Source organism: Rugosimonospora acidiphila (assembly GCF_039543385.1).
In the GTDB taxonomy this organism is placed as follows: Bacteria; Actinomycetota; Actinomycetes; order Mycobacteriales; family Micromonosporaceae; genus Rugosimonospora; species Rugosimonospora acidiphila.
Genome location: NZ_BAABJQ010000013.1, coordinates 224024 through 237898, shown reverse-complemented (window position 1 = coordinate 237898; position 13875 = coordinate 224024). Strand labels below are relative to the sequence as shown.

General features: G+C 70.3%; 12 protein-coding genes. 5 read left to right on the top strand and 7 right to left on the bottom strand.

What is annotated here, in order from left to right:
- From ABEA87_RS22585 to secD, 4 genes are all read right to left on the bottom strand, one after another.
- Window positions 1-270, bottom strand: a 270-nt coding sequence (locus tag ABEA87_RS22585) for an arabinofuranosidase catalytic domain-containing protein (protein WP_345632545.1), incomplete at its 3' end; no start/stop codon positions are given.
- A 279-nt stretch (window positions 271-549) separates the two neighbouring features.
- Entirely contained in the window at window positions 550-1464 is a 915-nt protein-coding gene (locus ABEA87_RS22580; RefSeq protein WP_345632560.1) for a TatD family hydrolase, read from the bottom strand.
- 271 nt (window positions 1465-1735) lie between these two features.
- Entirely contained in the window at window positions 1736-3016 is a 1281-nt protein-coding gene (secF, locus tag ABEA87_RS22575; protein ID WP_345632543.1) for a protein translocase subunit SecF, read from the bottom strand.
- A gap of 1 nt (window position 3017) precedes the next feature.
- On the bottom strand, window positions 3018-4622 hold the full coding sequence (gene secD, locus ABEA87_RS22570; protein WP_425570937.1) for a protein translocase subunit SecD: 1605 nt from the start codon (window positions 4620-4622) through the stop codon (window positions 3018-3020).
- Between the two features lie 1143 nt (window positions 4623-5765).
- On the opposite strand from secD, the gene ABEA87_RS22565 reads away from it, so the two are divergent.
- The 3 genes from ABEA87_RS22565 to ABEA87_RS22555 all read left to right on the top strand — a co-directional run bounded on the left by ABEA87_RS22565 (window position 5766) and on the right by ABEA87_RS22555 (window position 8423).
- On the top strand, window positions 5766-6368 hold the full coding sequence (locus ABEA87_RS22565) for a COG4315 family predicted lipoprotein (RefSeq protein WP_345632539.1): 603 nt from the start codon (window positions 5766-5768) through the stop codon (window positions 6366-6368).
- Window positions 6359-7534 carry an amino acid permease gene (locus ABEA87_RS22560; protein WP_345632538.1) on the top strand — a complete coding sequence of 392 codons (1176 nt, stop codon included), beginning with the start codon at window positions 6359-6361 and terminating at the stop codon, window positions 7532-7534. Before ABEA87_RS22565 ends, ABEA87_RS22560 begins: the two co-directional genes overlap by 10 nt.
- Window positions 7535-8045: 511 nt before the next feature.
- Window positions 8046-8423, top strand: a complete 378-nt coding sequence (locus tag ABEA87_RS22555; RefSeq protein WP_345632537.1) for a hypothetical protein — start codon at window positions 8046-8048, stop codon at window positions 8421-8423.
- Window positions 8424-8467: 44 nt separating this feature from the next.
- On the opposite strand, the gene ABEA87_RS22550 is transcribed toward ABEA87_RS22555, so the two are convergent.
- On the bottom strand, window positions 8468-9355 hold the full coding sequence (locus ABEA87_RS22550) for a slipin family protein (protein WP_345632536.1): 888 nt from the start codon (window positions 9353-9355) through the stop codon (window positions 8468-8470).
- Between the two features lie 191 nt (window positions 9356-9546).
- On the opposite strand from ABEA87_RS22550, the gene ABEA87_RS22545 reads away from it, so the two are divergent.
- Window positions 9547-11013 (top strand): hypothetical protein, encoded by a 1467-nt coding sequence (locus tag ABEA87_RS22545; protein ID WP_345632534.1) that lies wholly within the window; start codon window positions 9547-9549, stop codon window positions 11011-11013.
- A gap of 100 nt (window positions 11014-11113) precedes the next feature.
- Here ABEA87_RS22545 and ABEA87_RS22540 read toward each other — a convergent pair whose 3' ends face one another.
- Both ABEA87_RS22540 and ABEA87_RS22535 read right to left on the bottom strand, forming a co-directional pair.
- Window positions 11114-12946 (bottom strand): alkaline phosphatase family protein, encoded by a 1833-nt coding sequence (locus tag ABEA87_RS22540; protein WP_345632532.1) that lies wholly within the window; start codon window positions 12944-12946, stop codon window positions 11114-11116.
- Window positions 12947-13097: 151 nt separating this feature from the next.
- The gene (locus tag ABEA87_RS22535) at window positions 13098-13298 is read right to left on the bottom strand and encodes a hypothetical protein (protein WP_345632530.1); all 201 of its coding nucleotides are present in this window, start codon (window positions 13296-13298) and stop codon (window positions 13098-13100) included.
- 182 nt (window positions 13299-13480) lie between these two features.
- Here ABEA87_RS22535 and ABEA87_RS22530 point away from each other — a divergent pair, with 182 nt between their 5' ends.
- A complete protein-coding gene (locus ABEA87_RS22530) occupies window positions 13481-13867 on the top strand; it encodes a DUF302 domain-containing protein (protein ID WP_345632528.1) in 387 nt (128 codons plus the stop codon).
- Window positions 13868-13875: the final 8 nt, after the last annotated feature.

The following is a 13875-nucleotide window of genomic DNA, read 5'->3' as shown; positions in this document are numbered from 1 at the left end:
CGCACTGAGCAACCCGACATCCCGCGTCGCGTTGTCCGACGAACGCCTCACCTGATACAGCGCCCCGTTGTACGAGGCATACAACGCCCGCGTCGTGCTGTGCGCGGCCACACACGGCGTACCGCCCACGGCGTAGATGTCACAGGGCCCCTGGGTGGCCGCCTGCGCCCCGGTTGCGGTAGCGAAGGTGATGCCGATCAGCGCGAGGGCGATGGCGGTACCCGCGGCGAGGACCGTACGGCGTGGCCGCCGTAAGGGTGATCTGACCATGCTGGATCAACTCCTACGCTCGTTCTCCGCGACGGGTGGTCATACGCCAGCGAGTCCATCCGATTGACGGAAAAGAATGTTACCGGTAACAATCTTTGCGACTCGAAGGCGTTGAGTCTTGGAGAAATTGGGGTGTGGGCGATCCAGATCGACGTTCATCACTATGTCACCGAGCGGTTGACCCGTCAAGGTCGCGGGCCGCGATGCCGGCGCCGGCCGCATCGCCGAAAAGCCCCGGACGGCGCTCGGTAGAGGCCGTCCGGGGCTCGAAACGTCAGATCACACCGCGCCGGCCGCGGCCGCCGGAGCGTCGGGCACGGCCCGCGACCCGGCCACGGCGGACGACTCAACCGCGGTCAATGACTCAACCGCGGCCGACGACTCGGCCACGGCGGACAGGTCCAGCCGGCCGGACTGGCCGTAGAACTCCGCCGGGTTGCGCCAGAACACCCGGTCGACGTCGTCCTCGCCGAAGCCGGCGGCCAGCATCGCCTTTGCCGTCACCACGGTCAGCAATGGATCCGAGCGGCCCCAGTCCGCCGCCGAACTGATCAGGATCCGCTCCGTGCCGTACATCTGAAGCAGGTCGACCATGCGCTCCGGAGACATCGTCGCCTCCGGGTAGATGGAGAACCCCATCCAGCAGCCCGAGTCACGCACGACGGCGGCGCTCACCTCGGTGAGGTTGTCGATGACCACCCGCCCCGGGTCGATCGCCGACTCGTCGACCACGGCGAGGCTGCGCCGCGTACCGCGAACCCGGTCGCACTGCGGGGTGTGCACGAGCGCCGGCAGCCCGTACGCCACGGCGAGGGCGAGCTGGGCGGCGAACGCCTCGTCCTCGGCCGGCGTCATCGACTCGTACCCGATCTCCCCTACCGCTACCACCCCGTCCTTCTCGAGGTAGCGCGGGAGCAGGTCGATGACCTCGTGGCAGCGCGGATCGTTGGACTCCTTCGGGTCCAGCCCGAGCGCGGCGTGGTGCCGGATGCCGAACTGGATCGCCCGGAAGGGCTCCCAGCCGACCAGGGCGTCGAAGTAGTCGACGAACGATGCCGGGTTGGTGCGCGGCTGACCCAGGCAGAACGCCGGTTCGACGACAGCACGGACGCCCGCGGCGCTCATACGCTCGTAGTCGTCGGTCGTCCGGGACGTCATGTGGATGTGCGCGTCGAAGATGCGCGGCCGCCACAGGGGGTCGTCCACCTCGCGCGTCCGGGGAACCCCATCCTCAAGAGTAGTCACGCTACCTATAATGCAACGTCGACCGATCATCGCCAACTCCGCTGACGAAAAAACAATGCTGTGTCTCAAATCAGAATGTTGCGCCGCGAACGGCCCGCCTGTCCCAGACGCTCCCCCGGTTTGCCGGACGAGGCTGTACGGGACGAGGCTGTACGGGACTAGGCAGGGCCGGGCTGGGTGGGGTCGGCGACGCGGCGGAGCGTCGCCGACCCCACGTTCCTCACCGGCGCCGGTTGCGTCCCGCCGTCCCGCCTCCGCTCCTCGCCTTCGAGCCACGTGCCCCGGCGGGCGCCTGCCGACCGTTGCCGGTGCGCGAGGCCGCCTTGGACGCGTTGCCGGGCGCGCCGGTGGAAGCGGCGACGGCCACGTCGGCCGCCGGGTTCGCGGTCGCTCCCGCGGTGGCCAGCGCCGCCGCCGGCTGCGGTGAGACCATCGACTCGCGCTCTTCGCGCTCGCGGTTGGCCTTGGCCGCCGCCCGCCGGCTGTTCACCCGGCGGGTGTGCGCGCGCAGCGATGGCTGCCGCTGCTTGAGGCTGACCAGCACCGGGGTGGCGAAGAAGATGGACGAGTACACCGCCGTACCCATGCCGACGAACAGCACCAGGCCCAGGTCCTCCAGGGTACCGGCGCCCAGCAGGCCGGCGCCGATGAACAGCAGGCCGCCCACCGGCAGCAGGGCCACCAGCCCGGTGTTGATGGAGCGCATCAGCATCTGGTTGACCGCGAGGTTGGCCGCCTCGCTGTAGGTCCGGTCGCTGCGGGCGGTGATTCCCCTCGAGTTCTCCTGAATCTTGTCGAACACCACCACGACGTCGTAGAGGGCGAAGCCGAGGATGGTGAGCGCACCGATCACGGTGTTCGGTGAGACCTCCCAACCGACCAATGAATAGACCGCCGCGGTGGCCACCAGGTCGAAGGCGAGCGAACTTACGGCCGCGACCGCCATCCGCCACTCGAAGCGGATGATGAGGTACACCACCACGAGCAGCAGGAAGATGACCAGGCCGAGCAGTGACCGCTGGGTCACCTGCGCGCCCCAGGCCGCGCTGACCCGGTTGTCGCTGATCTGCGAGGCGGGCAGGTGCAGGCTGCCCTCCAGTGTGGACTTCGCGGTGGCCGTGTCGTTGGCCGGCATGGACGTGGTGCGGATCAGGTAGCTCGGGTGATCCCCGCCGAGCCGCTGGGCGGAGACCACCGACGCGGCGGGGTCTGCCGCCTCGATGGCGCGGCTCACCGCGCTCTGCGTCTGGTCCAGGGTGCCGACGCTGGCGGGGATCTGGAACTCCGTGCCGCCACGGAAGTCGATGCCCAGGGTGAATCCGCGCACGCCGAAGCTGACCAGAGCGATCAGCAGCACCGTGCCGGCGACGCCGAACAGGATCCGGCGCCGGCCGACCACGTCGAGACCCGCCTGCCCCCGGTAGAGGCGGGCGGCCCAGCCGGTCGGCTGGGACGGCGGTGCCGGCGGTTCAACGGTGGCCGGTGCCTTCCAGCGGGCCATCTCATACCTCCTTGGTGCGGGTCGGGGTCGAGGCGGGGGCCCGGCGGGCAACCCGGCCCAGGCCGCTGACCCGCGGGGAGAGGAATGCCTTGGTACCGGCGAACAGCGTCATCACCGGATGACGGAACAGGAACACCACGAGCAGGTCCAGCATCGTGGCCAGGCCAAGCGCGAAGGCGAAGCCCTTCACGGTGCCGACCGAGACCAGGTACAGCACCACCGCCGCGAGGATGGTGATGACGTTCGCGGACACGATGGTGCGCCGCGCCCGGGCCCAGGCTCTGGGCACCGCGCTGCGGGGACTTCGTCCCTCGCGGATCTCGTCCTTGAGCCGTTCGAAGTAGATGACGAACGAGTCGGCGGCCACGCCCAGCGACACGATGAACCCGGCGATGCCGGCCAGCGACAGGGTGAACCCGATCTGCCGGCCCAGTACCACCAGGAAGCCGTAGACCAGCATCGCGGACAGGCCCAGGCTCAGGAAGATGACGGTGCCCAGCAGCCGGTAGTAGAAGAACGAGTACAGCACCACGAGCAGCATGCCCAGTCCTGCGGCGATCAGGCCGGCCCGCAACTGGTCACTGCCGATCGACGGGGAGATGCTCTGCGCCTGGCTCTGCTGGAAGGTCAGCGGCAGGGCGCCGAACTTGAGCTGGTCGGCGAGCAGGCTGGCCTGGCTCTGGGTGAAGCTGCCGCTGATCTGCGCGTCACCGGTGATGACGCCGTTCGTCGACGGCGCGGAGACCACCTGGTTGTCCAGCACCACCGCGATCTGGGTCATCGCGCCGTTGCCGTACGCCTGCTCGGTCAGGCTGGTCCACTTGTTCTGTCCGGAGCCGGTGAAGGACAGGTCCACCACCCAGGCGCCGGTCTGCGGGTCGGTGCCCGCCGTCGCACCCGAGACGTCGGTGCCGAGCACCTTCGCGGTGTCCAGCATGTACTTGGTGGACTGGTCACAGGCGACCGCCTGGCTGCCGGGTGCCTGGATCGATCCGGCCACCCGGTCGTTGAGCTGAGCGCAGGTGATGTACGGCACGTTGAACTGCATCGACGCGGGCAGCACCGCGACCTCGGCGGGTGACAGCGAGGCGAACGGCGCCAGGGCGGCGGACGCGCTCGGGTCCGAGGTCGGATCCGGCGGCGCGGTCAGCGCCTGGGCGGCCTGGTAGGCCGGGCCGAGCTTCTTCTGCACCGCGGCCAGGGACACCGGGGTGCCCGGGTTGGCGGCCGGCTTCGTGGTGGATCCGTCCGGCGCCACACCGGGCGTCTGGTTCAACACCTCGCGGAAGCGAAGCTGCGCCGGGGTTCCGATCTGCTTGATGGAGTCGTTGGACTGGCCGGGCACCGATACCACCACGTCCCGGTCGCCTTCGGTGACCACCTGGGCCTCGCTGACCCCCAGGCCGTTGACCCGGTTCTCGATGATGCGCCGGGCCTCCTCCAACTGGCCGGCGCCCGGCGCCTTGCCGTTGGACGTGGTGGCGGACAGCGTCACCTGGGTTCCACCGACCAGGTCGAGCCCGAGCTTGGGCGCCAACCGCTGGCGCACACTCGAGTCGCCATTAACGCCGGCGAAGAACACCAGGCTGGCGAGGGCCAGAAAAATCAGCCCGAGTACAAAGAGCGGTCGCCCCGGATGGGGGCGTCCGCGCGAGGGTGCCACGAGTCGGGTCTCCTTCACGAGCTTCCGGGACGGTCGGTTGCCCGCCGTCGAACCGTGCGCGCGCATGGTCCTGGGCGGTGTCGCGGGCTGCCGTACCCGGCCGAACCGGCCGGTCGCCACGGCGTACCCGGACGCTTGGGCCGGCGGGCGGGCCTGGACTGCTCGGCCGCTTCACCGGCCGGCGGCTCGCCCCGATGGCGGTCGCGTCCGGCGAAATAGGCCCACACGAAGCAGCACACGACCCCGACGGCGATCAGGACGTTCACCACGATGTTGGGAACCCGGTCGACCATCACCGGGCCGCCTTCGCGGCACGCCGCGGCCACGCCGCGACGACGATCGGCGAGTGATCACGGGTGATCGCGCGACCGAATTCCCCGTCCACCAAGGGATGGGCGATGGACGACATAGCTCTTTCCAGGAAATGTGAGATGGCACCGCGCGCCCGGTCGGGCGGCGGTGAGCGGAGCGTCGTGGGTTTTCGGGGCCGGCCTAGGTCGGCTGGTCCCGTGCGGCGGCCGGAGCCGCGACCGCGGCCGGCAAGAGGGCGACACCCTGGACGCGCGTGCCGGAACCGGCAGGTGCGCACGAGTGCGCGGCGAGCGCCGGTCGCGCCGCCGTCCGGTGCCCGCGCCGCGGGCCGCCCTGGATGGTCACCGCACCATTGAATACACGGCACAAATCGAGCGTCCAGGCTCGGCGCGCTTTCTTTACGCCATTTCGACGGTGCTCGACGTTTTCCTGACGCTTTCTCGACGCGCCAGCGCCGAAACACCACACCCGACGCGCAGCGACCCGAGACCCGACACGGGATACCCACCCGCGACAACGCCCGAAACAACGCAGCACAACAACTCAGGACGACAACGCGGCAAGACAACGCAGGGAACAACGCGCGAGACACGGCGGGTTGTTCGCGTCCGCCGCGTCCCTTATCAGTCGCCCAATGCCGGCCGATGTGTGACCGCGGCCACTTTGACCGGGGCCACGAGAGTGGCGCGGAACGCACCGGTGAACCGGCCCGGGTGACTCCTCGTATGTGTCAGTCGAGGCCTCGCAGAGACGGAGAACCGAAGAAGGACAGGCATGAAGATCATCTCGCACTCCATCGCGCGTCAATGGCGGACGCTTGCCCTCATCGCGGGGGCCGGTGCCCTCGTGGCCGCGTGCGGCAGCAACTCGACCAGCGCCAGCTCGGGCGGTGGCAGCAGCGCGGCACCCGCGCCGGCCGCCTCCGCACCCACCGGCGGTCCCGCCACCGTGATGACGCACTCCGGGCCGCTGGGCACCTACCTCACCGACGCCTCAGGACGCACGCTGTACCTGTTCCAGTCGGACACCGGCAGCACGTCCACCTGTGTCGGCTCGTGCGCCAGCCTCTGGCCGCCGTTGACCACGACCGCGATGCCCCAGGCGGGCAGCGGCGTGAACGCCTCCGACCTGACCACGACCATGCGGACCGACGGCACCATGCAGGTGGACTTCGACAACCACCCGCTGTACTACTTCGCCTCGGACACCGCGGCCGGCGACACCAAGGGACAGGGCGTCAACAACGGCGGCCTGTGGTACGTGGTGGGCACGAACGGCAGCGCCATCACCGCCAAGGCTCCCGCGACCTCCAGCACCGGCGGCAGCGCCGGTGGCAGCACGAGCACGGGCAGCGGTAGCGGCAGCGAATGGTCGTAGCCGAGACCGGCGGCCGCGCCGTCGGGCGGTGGGGGCTGACAGCTGTCGCCCTCGCCGCCCTCGGCGGTCCGCTCGCCCTCGCGGCGCTGTACGCCCCACACATGGTGGCCGGCCTCGACGGCTCGTCGGGGTTCGTGGCGCTGGCAGCCGCCGTGGTGTTCGCGTTTCCCATCTACATCTGGGTGCGGTACGCCCGGCACTCGGGCAGCGGTGGCGGCCTGTACGGCTACGTGCGCGCCGCCGCGGGTCCGCGGGTCGGGTATGCGCAGGCGGGGCTGTGGCTGCTCAGCTACGCGCTCTACCTCACGTACACCACCGAGTACGTCGTCTATGACATCCTCACCTCGGTCTTTCCGGGTATCGGCCCGGCCCGGCCCTGGCTGGAGGTCGCGATCCCGATCCTGGTCGCGGGCGTCATGCTGGCCGGAGCGCGGGTCGCCATCGCCGTGACTGCGGTCATCGGGGTGGCGCAACTGGCCCTGCTGATCGTGCTCGCGGTGGTCACCCTGCGGCATGGCGCGCAGGCGTCGGCCTTCCAACCGGTCGGTCCCCATGGCGGGCTGGCCGACGCGGCGGCCGGCATCGGCCTGCTGTACGTCTGCGGCAGCCTGCCGCTGTATCTCGGCGGGGAGGCTTCCCGGCCGACCCGGACGATGCCCTGGGCGTTGATGGTCGCGTACGTGGTCACCGCGGTGGCGGTCACCGTGGCGGTCATCGGGTACGCGACGAACCCGGCCTTCACCCGCGCGGAGATCCCGGGTGTCTCGGTGGCCCAGGTGTTCGCCGGCCACGGGCTCGCGGTGGCGGTCGGCGTCGGTGTGGCCGTCAGCGTGATCGGCGTGATGCTGGTCGAATACCTCGCCGTGACCCGGCTCACCCGCGCCCTCACCGGCTGGTCCACCCGCACCATCACGGCGGTCGTCGCGGTGCTGGTGGTGGCGTCCGGGCCGGTGAGCCTGATCGACCCCGACAAGTTCTACGACACGCTGATCCGGCCCTCGCTGATCGCCCTGTGGCTGAGCCAGCTCATCGGGGTGGTCGTGTTCCCGTGGTTCGTGCGGCGGCACGGCCGGCTGCGGGCCACCGATGTGGTGGTCACGCTCGTCGCCGTGGCGATTCTCGGGTACGGGCTGTACGGCAGCATCGCGCACCAGATCGCCTCCTGAGCGGCGCCCCGCTCACTCATCAACGTCGATCGAACGCGCACGCGTGAGCGGATCGCCGCCCGACGGGCGGTCCCCGCAGTGCGGCCACTCCCGACGCGTCTTGACGTTTTCTTAACGGCGTCGAGTGATTCCTTGACGCTTTCCCAACGCCGTTTCCGCGTAAGGCGATCGCGGCCAAAGAAGCCGCACCCAACGGCGTAAAAAGCGTATATATATTGCGTTCGCGCCCTTGTGTTCGGCCCGCCGACCTCGTTGACTCTATAGCTGACAGGCCCGCCGACTGCGGCAATCGCGACGACAGACGACGAGTACCGCCCCCGGGCGGTGCGAAATGGTTCCCGGCGTCCACACGTCAGTCCCCAGTCGGCGGACCGGTCCCCCACCGGGCGGGCCGTCGAGCCGCCGGACGGAGCCCCACGGCCGGTCCCGTCCATCGCACGATCCTCCGGCGGCGGCCGACCTCGACCGTGCCCGTGGTGCACCGGCTTGTGGAAAGGAGTCGTGGACCTCAATGGCACTTCCGCAACCCGAATCCGGTGACCGGCCCTCGGTCGGCTACCGCCCGGACCAGGCCGTCATCGCCCTGATGCGCCGACCCTACGTGGCCGAAATCCTGGCCGCCCTGGACGAGCGCCCGCACAGTCTGGCCAGCCTGTACCGCACCGTCGGCGCGCCCCGGCGGCTGGCCGTCGACGCGCTGCGCGCCCTGGCCGCCCACCAGGCCGTGACCCGCCAGGACAGCGGCACCTGGGACACGGTCGCCAAGACTCAGGCGACTTACCAGATCTCCGGCACCGGCCGCGCGCTGATTGACTATCTGTTCGACCTCGACGTGTGGCTGGCGGTCTACGACATCGACCCTTCCCACATCGACCCCTCGCGGGACTGAGCCGCGAGGGGTCGCGCCCCTCGGCGGGGCGGGCCGACGAGTCCTCAGTCGTTCGCTGCCGGATCCGCCCCCACGGCCTGTGCCGGAACGTGGCCGGTGGAGTCCGTGCCCGCCGATCCAGGCGCGCCGGTCCCTCCGGCCGCGGGAGCATCCGGCGCCGCCCCGGCGCCGGCCGCCGTCCCGGCCGCGCGCTCGAAGAAGCGCAGCATCTCCACCGGCAGCGGCATGACCAGCGTCGAGTTCTTCTCGGCGGCCACCTCCACCACCGTCTGCAGCAGCCTCAGCTGCAACGCCCCGGGAGTCTGGGCCATGATGGCCGAGGCATCCGCCAGCTTCTGGGCGGCCTGGAACTCGCCGTCCGCGGTGATGACTCGGGCCCGGCGCTCGCGCTCCGCCTCGGCCTGGCGCGACATCGAGCGCTTCATCTCCTCGGGCAACTGCACATCCTTGATCTCGACCCGATCGATGTGGACACCCCATCCCAGCGCCGGGCTGTCGATGAGCAGTTCCAGGCCGCGGTGCAGCTGTTCACGGTTGGACAGCAGGTCGTCCAGCTCGCTCTTGCCGATGATCGAGCGCAGCGAGGTCTGCGCGACCAACTCGATCGCGTACACGTAGTGCTGCACGTCGATGAGCGCCCTCTTCGGATCCTCTACCCGGAAATACACCACCGCGTCGACCCGCACCGAGACATTGTCCCGGGTGATGCCCTCCTGCGTGGGGATCGGCAGCGTGACGATCTGGACGTTGACCTTCCTCAACTTGTCGACGATCGGGATGATGACGGCCAGCCCCGGCTGGCGGACCTTCTTGCGGGCCCGACCGAACCGGAACACGACGCCGCGCTCCACCTGGTTGACGATCCTCACGCCGCCGAAGAACACCCAGGCGACGACGAACGCGCCCACCCCGATCAACACATCAGTGACCATGTCCGGCTTCCATCCCGACAAGGGCGACGGGTCACGGGCCCCGCCGCGGTCGAATCGCCTCCAGGGCGGGTCGTGCCCGCGCCCCATCCCGCCGTAGCCGACAGCATAGACACGCGTGTCACCAAGCCGTGCCGTAGTTTTTTCGTCAAGCACTCTTGGCGTCGATTGACACCGCCGTCACGATCTGGCGAGTGACCATCACAACGCCCGAATTGGAGACCGCCGATCGTCCGCGTCCGGTACCGCTGGCATCGGGCCGGCAACGGCGTGGCGCCGGCGGTCGGGCGCCCGTGCGCATCCGGCAACTCGCGGCGGCCGCGGCGCTCGGCACCCTGGCGCTCGCCGTCCTGCTCACCGTCGAGATAGGACAGGAGCGGGACGGGCTGGCCACGATCGCCGACCGGTCCGCGCCCGAGGTGGTGGCCACCTCCGACCTGTACTTCGCGCTCAACGACATGGACGCTCAGGTGGCCAACGTGCTGCTGGTCGGCGACCAGCAGAACCTCGGCCTGTCCCGCACCCAGGCGCTCAACCTCTACGAGCAGCGCCGCCGGCAGGCCGACCAGGACGTCCAGCGGGCCGCCTCGGCCGCCGCCGACCCCGTTTCCCGCCAGGCGCTGGACAGCGTGCTCGACGACCTCGGCAGCTACGAGGCGCTGGCCGCGCAGACCATCCTGCTCGACCAGCAGGCGCCGCACGCGGCCGGCCGCCCCTCGACCACCACGCTGGCCCGCTACCGGCAGGCCACCGATCTACTCAAGGGCCAACTGCTGCCCGCCGCCCAGCGGCTGAACGACGCACACGCGCGAACACTCGACTCCACCTACCGGGCGCAGTATGCCGGGCTGGGTCGCGACCGGACCCTCGTCATAGCCGTCGGGGCGGTGGCGCTCGCCGTGCTCCTGGCGCTTCAGGTGTATCTCACCCGGCGGTTCCGGCGGCTGGTCAATCCGGCGCTGGCGGCGGCGACCGTGCTGGCCGCGATCGGCCTGGCGGCCGGGGCCGGGCTGCTGTCCGGCGAGCGCACCCACCTGCGCGTGGCCAAGCAGGACGCCTTCGACTCCATCATGGCCCTGACCCGGGCCCGCGCGATCAGCTACGACGCGAACGCCGACGAGAGCCGGTACCTGGTCGACCCCGGCCGGGCCGACCAGTACCAGCAGTCGTTCCTGGCGAAGTCGCAGCAGCTCGTCGCGCTGCCGGGCGCCACGCTCGGCACCTGGAATCCGGACCTCGCCGGCGCGCTGTCGGCGTACCAACGCGACCATCACGACATCGGGTGGGGCGGCCTGTTCGGCACCGAGTTCCACAATGTCACGTTCTCCGGCGAGGGCGCACAGGCCGAGACCACGCTGCTGCGCCTGCAAAGCTACGAACTCGACGACCGCCGCATCCGGGCGCTGGCCGCCGACGGTCGGCTCGATGACGCCATCGCGCTGGACACCAGCTACGCCTCCGGCGGCTCCGACTTCGCCTTCGACCAGTACGACAAGTCGCTCGCCGCGCTCATCGCCATCAACCAGCACGCCTTCGACGGCGCGATCGCTGCCGGCCGGCACGGGCTCAATGGTTGGACCGCCTATCCGTGGGTCGGCTGCGGCCTGGTGCTCACACTGCTGGTCGCCGGCGTGCGGCCCAGGCTCTCCGAGTACCGGTAGGAATTCCGAGTGCCGCTATGGTCTGAGGACCACTCGCCGACCACAGGCGGGTCCATCGTTGGAGTCTGGCGCCGCCCCGCACGCCTCGCTCCAGCCCGGTTCAGTGGGGCTGGGACGGCGCGGGCGCGGGCTGCGAGCCGAAGGCGGTCAGGAACCGGTCGCGGAAGGTGTCCATCCGCCACAGCGGCGCCTGTGCGTTGGGCCGCAGGCCGTCCTGCCAGCCCCACCCGGAGATGCGGTCGAGCACGCTCGGGTCGCCCGCGACGATCGTGATCGGCACGTTGCGGCTGGCGTGGTCGCCGCTGACGACCGACGCGGGCTGGTGGTCGCCCAGGAACACGAGCACCAGGTTCTTGTCGCCGTACGTCTTCACGTAGGAGATGAGGGTGCTCAGCGTGTACTGGATGGATTGCATGTAGGCGGTGCGGATGCCGCCGCTGGTGCGCCACGCCGCGACCGGGCCGGTGGTCTGCTGCGGCATGCCGTCGTAGATGGAGCCGTCGCCCACGCTGTCCCAGCCGACCAGGTGCGGGATCGGCGCCCAGGGCGTGTGGCTCGACAGCAGGGCCATGAACGCCATCACCGGGTCGTGGCCCGTAGCGCGCTCGGAGCGCTGAAAGTCCGCGAGCGAGTACTGGTCGGGGATGGACGAGAAGTTGAAGCGCGGACCCTGGTACGTGGTGTTCTGCGCGGTGTACAGCTTGTCGAAGCCGTAGTAGGCGCCCTGCGGCCATGCCTCGGTGACCGCTGGCTCCACGCCCACGATCCGGGAGCCCGTGCGGCCGAAGGCGGTGGTCAGCGACAGGCGGTGGCCGGCGACCAGATCGTTGTAGCGCTGCTGGTTGTCGACCCACAGCCCGGACATCAGGGTGGACTGGGCCAGCCAGCTGCCTCCGCCGAAGGTCGGCGAGGTGAGCAGCGCGCTGCGGGCGCCGAAGCCGGCGGCCTCCAGTTCCTTGGTACCGGCGTCGAGCACCGCGTCGACCTGCGGGTCCTGCAGCGCCACGACCCCGTAACTCTCCACGAACGTGACCAGCACATCCTTGCCGCGCAACGCGGTCAGCATCTGGTCGCCCGGGGTGTTGGCGAACTGGTCCTGAGCCATCTCGGCCCGGAACACCTTCTGGTCCTTCACGTCGGCCGGAAGCTGGGCCACCTCGCCGTAGGCGAGCGTCGCCGCGTCGGTGGAGGCGACCGACACGTCGGGCAGGATCTGCGCACCGAACACCGCGCACAGCACCCAGGCGAACCCGAGCACCGCGACGGTGCGGACACTGTTCCTGCGGTGCCGCACCACGATGCGGCTCAGCCGCAGCACCGCCAGCGTCATGAAGGTGACGACGGCCAGGACGAGCAGCACCGCCGCGATCCAGGCACCGATCTCGCCGGCCGGGCCGGCCGCCCGCTCGACGAAGTTCGCGCCGTCGCCGATCAGGACCCAGTCGAGTACCGGGTCGAACGGCCGGTCCAGCACCTCGTAGAAGCCCATGTCGATGATCTTCAAGATGGTCAGCAGGCCGAGTACCGCCCCGAGGACCGCCGCCACCACCCTCCTCGGCCTCGGCGGCAGCGCGAGAATCAGGAGGACGCCGAGCAGCCCCTCGACCGGGATGCGCACGAGCCCACTGAACGTCAACATGTCCAGCCGGATCGGCCCGACCAGGGCGAAGAACACGAACAGGGCGGCCAGGGTGGTGAGCAGCCACGCCAGCCCGACCCGCCAGCCCGGCCGCCGCCCGGCGCCGCCGGCAGCGGCGACCCCGCCGCCCGCCCCGGCATTCTCGGCCGCCACCGCACCCTCGGCCTCCACCGCACCATCTGCCGCCACCGCACCATCTGCCGCCACCGCACCATCGGCCGAGGCGGCGCCGCTGGCCCGTACTGCCCTCGATCGCTGGCCCCGCAACTGGCGGAGGCGCGTGAAGATCGACAACCCGATCATCCTTCCGTTGGACGGCCGATGCGGCGTCGCGACGAGGTGTGCCGACGATACCGACGGCGGCACTATCTCAAACGGATGGTTCCCGAACCAGGTTCACTCTCCCCCAATCGCTACCTTCCGACCACATACCCGACGCGGTCTGTCACGACCGGTCGTCGGCATCCGGGTCGGCGCCGTCCTCCGCCTTCGGCGGCAGCGCGGTCTTCCAGCGCTCCGTCTCATCGCCGGCAAGCTCGTCGGTGGCCTCGGGCGCCGGATGCCTCGATCGCCGGTACTCGTCGGGGTCCGGCACCCGGATCGGGCGGGCACCGGTCTTCTCCTCCGGGCTCATCTTCTCGGTCATGCCGCTGTTTCGCCGGGTTCGACCGCGGCAAACGGCCGGGCGCATCCCGTCGCTCGTCAAATCATGGTGGCGATCCCCCTCGGGAGAGGGATCGCCACCATGATCTCGGGCGCCACGGGACCGGCGGCGGGGGTAGCGGGCAAGATGGGAGTCATGCGGACACGATTGACCCGGAGCCGGCCGTGAACGGCCTGGTGACCGCGCGCAGCCCCCACGACGTCGCCGAGACGGTCGCCGCGATCCGCCGCGAGGTCGAGCATCGGGGCGCCGCCGTCGTGGCGGTGGTCGACCACGCTGGCGCGGCCCGGAAGGCGGGGTTGAGCATGCCCGAGACCATGGTGGTCAGCTTCGGCGACCCGCGGGCCGGCACGCCGCTCATGCAGGCGGTACCGGAGGTTGCCATGGACCTGCCGCTGCGGATAATGGTGCGCGACGACGGCCGGCCGGGGTCGCTGATGACCTGGCAGGATCCCGCGTACGTGGGGCAGCGCTACGGCCTGACCGGTGATCAGCTCAAAGTGCTCGGCACCCCCGCGGCCATCGCCGAAGCCGTCGCCGGGTCCGCGTGAGCCGGATC

Coding starts and splice junctions, on each gene's coding strand:
- ABEA87_RS22565 (WP_345632539.1), top strand. CDS start 5,766: ATGAAGATCATCTCGCACTCCATCGCGCGTCAATGGCGGACGCTTGCC.
- secF (WP_345632543.1), bottom strand. CDS start 3,016: ATGGCCCGCTGGAAGGCACCGGCCACCGTTGAACCGCCGGCACCGCCG.
- ABEA87_RS22550 (WP_345632536.1), bottom strand. CDS start 9,355: ATGGTCACTGATGTGTTGATCGGGGTGGGCGCGTTCGTCGTCGCCTGG.
- ABEA87_RS22560 (WP_345632538.1), top strand. CDS start 6,359: ATGGTCGTAGCCGAGACCGGCGGCCGCGCCGTCGGGCGGTGGGGGCTG.
- ABEA87_RS22535 (WP_345632530.1), bottom strand. CDS start 13,298: ATGACCGAGAAGATGAGCCCGGAGGAGAAGACCGGTGCCCGCCCGATC.
- ABEA87_RS22555 (WP_345632537.1), top strand. CDS start 8,046: ATGGCACTTCCGCAACCCGAATCCGGTGACCGGCCCTCGGTCGGCTAC.